This is a genomic window from Stenotrophomonas sp. AGC87 (assembly GCF_057333975.1).
Genome location: NZ_JBHFHW010000015.1, coordinates 148,473 through 153,423 on the forward strand (window position 1 = coordinate 148,473; position 4,951 = coordinate 153,423).

Annotated in this window: 3 protein-coding genes and 1 riboswitch; of the genes, 1 reads left to right on the plus strand and 2 read right to left on the minus strand. The window is 66.6% G+C overall.

From position 1 onward, the window contains the following. Positions 1-23: 23 nt before the first annotated feature. Positions 24-497, minus strand: coding sequence for a Cys-tRNA(Pro) deacylase (gene ybaK / locus ACE026_RS06765; RefSeq protein ID WP_486038463.1), 474 nt, complete (start codon positions 495-497; stop codon positions 24-26). A gap of 207 nt (positions 498-704) precedes the next feature. Then, positions 705-2,150 (minus strand): adenosylhomocysteinase, encoded by a 1,446-nt coding sequence (gene ahcY / locus ACE026_RS06770; RefSeq protein WP_486038464.1) that lies wholly within the window; start codon positions 2,148-2,150, stop codon positions 705-707. A gap of 35 nt (positions 2,151-2,185) precedes the next feature. After that, a riboswitch (S-adenosyl-L-homocysteine riboswitch) is annotated at positions 2,186-2,275 on the minus strand. 126 nt (positions 2,276-2,401) lie between these two features. Between ahcY and ACE026_RS06775 the strand changes: the two genes are divergently transcribed. Beyond that, a complete protein-coding gene (locus ACE026_RS06775; protein ID WP_486038465.1) occupies positions 2,402-4,936 on the plus strand; it encodes an alpha/beta hydrolase family protein in 2,535 nt (844 codons plus the stop codon). Positions 4,937-4,951: the final 15 nt, after the last annotated feature.

Sequence of the window (4,951 nt, forward strand, 5' to 3'; positions counted from 1 at the left end):
CCCCCCCCCCCCCCCACTACCGGTCAACGTGCTTTCCCGATGCTCGCGTAGCTGCCGCCAGTAAGCTGCAGCAGATCGGCCGGTGCCAGCGCCACCTCCAGTCCACGCCGCCCGGCGCTGACGTGCACGGTCGGCAGCAACTGCGCGCTCGCCTCCAGAAAGGTGCGGTGTTTCTTTTTCTGCCCTAGCGGGCTGATTCCCCCGACCAGGTAGCCGGTCGCGCGCTGCGCCACTTCAGCGTCGGCCATTTCGCATTTCCGGCAGCCGGCCGCTGCGGCGAGTGCCTTGAGGTCCAGGGTGCCGCTCACCGGTACGATCGCCACCAGCAGCTCGTGCTTCTCCGTGCTTGCCAGCAGCGTCTTGAACACCTGCGCCGGATCCAGCCCGAGCTGCTGCACCGCCTCGCCACCGTAGGACGCGGCGGCGGCGTCATGGTGGTAGGACAGCACGCTGTGCGCGATGCCGAGCGTCTTGAGCAGGTTGATGGCGGGGGTCATGGGCGCATCGTAGCGTGGGGTGCGGCGTGTCGGCTTGACCCAGCCTATCGGGCCAGGCGTACCGACCAACGGTCGGTACCTACCAGCCTTGCACACCGATCGCCGGCAGATCATGACCGTTGGTCGTGATGGCGTTCAACCCACAAAAAACGGGCGCCTTCCGGCGCCCGTTTGGTTCAACTCAATCCACAGTGACCGGCACGCCGATCAGTAGCGGTAATGCTCCGGCTTGAACGGACCTTCCACCGGCACGCCGATGTAATCGGCCTGTTCCTGGCTCAGGGTGGTCAGCTTCACGCCGATCTTTTCCAGATGCAGGCGCGCCACCTCTTCGTCCAGCTTCTTCGGCAGCAGGTACACCTTCTTCTCGTAGCTGTCCTTGTTCGCCCACAGGTCGATCTGTGCGAGCGTCTGGTTGGCGAACGAGTTGGACATCACGAAGCTCGGGTGGCCGGTCGCGCAGCCCAGGTTGACCAGGCGGCCGTCGGCCAGCAGGAAGATCGCATTGCCGTTGTCGAAGATGTACTTGTCGACCTGGGGCTTGATGTTGATCTTCTGCACGCCGGCCAGCGCGTTCAGCGCATCGACCTGGATCTCGTTGTCGAAGTGGCCGATGTTGCAGACGATGGCCTGGTCCTTCATCGCGCTCAGGTGCTCGATGCGGATGATGTCCTTGTTGCCGGTGGTGGTGACGTAGATGTCGCCACGGCCCAGGGTGGATTCGATGGTGTTGACCTCGAAGCCTTCCATCGCGGCCTGCAGGGCGCAGATCGGATCGATCTCGGTGACCACCACGCGCGCGCCGTAGGCACGCAGCGACGCGGCGCAGCCCTTGCCCACGTCACCGTAGCCGCAGACCACGGCGACCTTGCCGGCCAGCATCACGTCCATCGCGCGCTTGAGGCCATCGGCCAGCGACTCGCGGCAGCCGTACAGGTTGTCGAACTTGCTCTTGGTGACCGAGTCGTTGACGTTGATCGCCGGGATCAGCAGGGTGCCGGCCTGGGCCAGCTGGTACAGACGGTGCACGCCGGTGGTGGTCTCTTCGGAGACGCCCTTCCAGTCCTTGACCACGCGGGCCCAGTAGCCCGGGCGCTCGGTGGCCACGCGCTTGAGCAGGTTCTTGATGACCTGCTCTTCGTGCGAGGCGGCCTTCTCATCGACCCAGGTGCTGCCGTTCTCGAGCTCATAGCCCTTGTGGATCAGCAGGGTCACGTCGCCGCCATCGTCCACCACCAGCTCCGGGCCGGTCAGGGTGCCGTCGGGCAGGGTGAAGGTCAGCGCGTCCAGGGTGCAGTCCCAATACTCTTCCAGGGTCTCGCCCTTCCAGGCGAACACCGGGGTGCCCGAGGCGGCGATCGCCGCAGCCGCGTGGTCCTGGGTCGAGAAGATATTGCACGAGGCCCAGCGCACGTCGGCGCCGATGTCCTTCAGGGTCTCGATCAGCACCGCGGTCTGGATGGTCATGTGCAGCGAGCCGGTCACGCGCACGCCCTTCAGCGGCAGGGTGGCGGCATGCTTGCGACGGATCGACATCAGCCCCGGCATTTCATGCTCGGCGATGTCCAGCTCCTTGCGGCCCCAATCGGCCAGGGAGATATCGGCAATCTTGTAATCGCCTTCGGTGGAGAAGGTCTTGACAACAGCGTTCATTCAAAGCTCCGGTGTAATGACGAGTCGATACTCGTGTTCGCCGGGCGCCGTTGGAACCAATCCTGGCCACCGAGCCTGGCCGCCCCCGGACAAGGTCCGGAACGGTCGCAGCGCCCCTCGGTGGAGGGTCACTCATTATATCGCGGCCGGTTGCATTGGCATGAATCGGTCCCTGCCCCCAACCATCGGCAGGGGGGCGATCGGCGCGCGGCTGCTAAGGTCGGGGGTTCGTATCAGCACAGGCACAGAACATGACACGCACCCCCGGTCGACGCGCTCCACAGTGGCGCCATACCTTGATCCTCGGCCTGGCCCTGCTGGCGGTGCCGCCGTTGGCGCTGGCCGCCGCCCCGGCCGCGAAGACCACTGCGCAGACCGTCGCTGCCGCCAAGGGCGATCAGGGCGGCTACGAGCTGCCGTCGCCGGCCCTGCAGGCCGTGGTCGATGCGCCGCGTGCGCCGACCCTGAGCCTGTCCCCGCGCCGTGATCTGGCCGCCCTGCTGCAGACGCCGCCGCTGCCGTCGATCAACGACGTCGCCCAGCCCGAACTGAAGCTGGCCGGCCTGCGCATCAACCCGGCCACGCATTCGGCCAGCCGCTTCAGCTTCGCCGACAAGCTGTGGCTGATGAGCGTGGCCGACGGCAAGGAGCGCCAGATCAGCGGGCTGCCGCAGCCGTTGTCGATCGCCACCTTTGCCTGGTCGCCGGACCAGAAGTACATCGCCTTCAACCAGGTGCATGCGGCCACCCACACCAATGAACTGTGGATCGTCGATGTCGAGGCCGGTTCGGCCCGTCGCCTGGTCGGTGATCTGAACACGGTGATGGGCGATGGTTACAGCTGGCAGCCCGACAGCCGCGGCCTGCTGGTGATGCAGCAGCTCAAGGGCCAGGGCGCGGCACCGGCCGCCGGCGGCATCCCGACTGGCCCGGCGATCCAGCAGACCGAGGCCGACGCCGGTGTGCGCACGATCCGTACCTACCAGGACATGCTCAAGAACGAGGCCGATGCCCGCCTCTTTGATTACTACGCCAGCGCGCAGCCGGCCAAGGTCGCGCTCAACGGCGTGACCACGCCGCTGTCCACCGGCGGGGTGTACTGGGATGTCACCCTCTCCCCGGATGGCCGTTACCTGCTGAGCGAGCGGGTAGTGCGTCCGTACTCCTATCTGGTGCCGGCCAGCGCGTTTGCGCGTCGCATCGAAGTGCTGTCCGCAGTGGATGGCAAGCTTGAACACACCGTCGCCAATCTGCCGTTGAAGGAAGGCCTGCCGACCGGCAACGATGCGGTGGCCACCGGCGTGCGCCGGATCGACTGGCGCGCCGATGCGCCGGCGACCCTGGTCTGGGCCGAAGCGCAGGACGGCGGCGACCCGAACCGCGAGGCCAAGGTGCGCGATGCGGTGATGATGCAGGCGGCGCCCTTCGATAAGCCGCCGGTGACGCTGGCGCAGCTGGGCAGCCGTTATGCGGGCATCCAGTGGGGCCGTGGCGATCTGGCGCTGCTCAATGAGTCGTGGTGGAAGAACCGCGAGGTCAAGCAGTGGCGCATCGCGCCGGACCAGCCGGAAAAGGCAGCCGAGCTGCTGTCGGCGCGTTCCTCGCAGGACCGCTACAACGACCCGGGCCGCCCGGGCCTGGTGCGCGACGTGAACGGTCGCTCGCGCCTGCAGGTCAGCGCCGATGGCCGCAGCATCTTCCTGTACGGGCTGGGGGCCTCGCCGGAAGGCGACCGTCCGTTCGTGGATCGCCTTGATCTGGCCAGCAAGCAGACCACCCGCCTGTTCCACTCGCAGGCGCCGTCCTACGCCGCGCCGGTGGCGCTGCTCGACCAGGAAGGCACCTCGCTGCTGCTGACCCGTGAATCGCCCGACGAGCCGGCCAACTTCTACGTGCAGTCGCTGGCCGATGCCACTGCCGCACCGACGGCGTTGACCCACTTCCAGCACCCGCTGCCGCAGCTGCGTGGGGTGAGCAAGGAGCAGATCCGCTACAAGCGCAACGATGGCGTCGACCTGACCGCCACGCTGATGCTGCCGCCGGGCTACAACGCGAAGAAGGACGGTCCGTTGCCGCTGCTGATGTGGGCCTACCCGGGCGAGTTCAAGACGGCTGAAGCCGCCAGCCAGGTCACCGATTCCCCGTACCGCTTCAACGCAATCAGCTATTGGGGGCCGCAGGCGTTCCTGGCCAAGGGCTACGCGGTGCTGGTCAGCCCCTCGATGCCGATCATCGGCGAGGGCGACAAGGAGCCGAACGACACCTACCTGCCGCAGCTGATCGCCAATGCCGAGGCGGCCGTGAATGAAGTGGTGCGGCGTGGGGTGACCGATCGTGAGCACATCGCGATAGGCGGCCACTCCTATGGTGCGTTCATGACCGCCAACCTGCTCGCGCATACCCGCCTGTTCAAGGCTGGCATCGCGCGCAGCGGTGCGTACAACCGCACGCTGACCCCGTTCGGCTTCCAGGCCGAAGAGCGCAACTACTGGCAGGCGCAGGACGTCTACCAGAAGATGTCGCCGTTCAACTACGCCGACAAGATCAAGGATCCGATCCTCTTCATCCACGGCGTGGACGACAACAACTCCGGCACGTTCCCGATCCAGAGCGAGCGCATGTTCGCCGCTGTGAAGGGGCTGGGCGGGACGTCGCGCCTGGTGATGCTGCCCAACGAATCGCACGCTTACCGTGCACGCGAATCGATCATGACCATGCTGGCCGAGAGCGAGCGCTGGCTGGAGCAGACCGTAGGCGAGGGGAAGCCGGTCAAGAAGAAGCGCTGACCACACCCGGCCGGG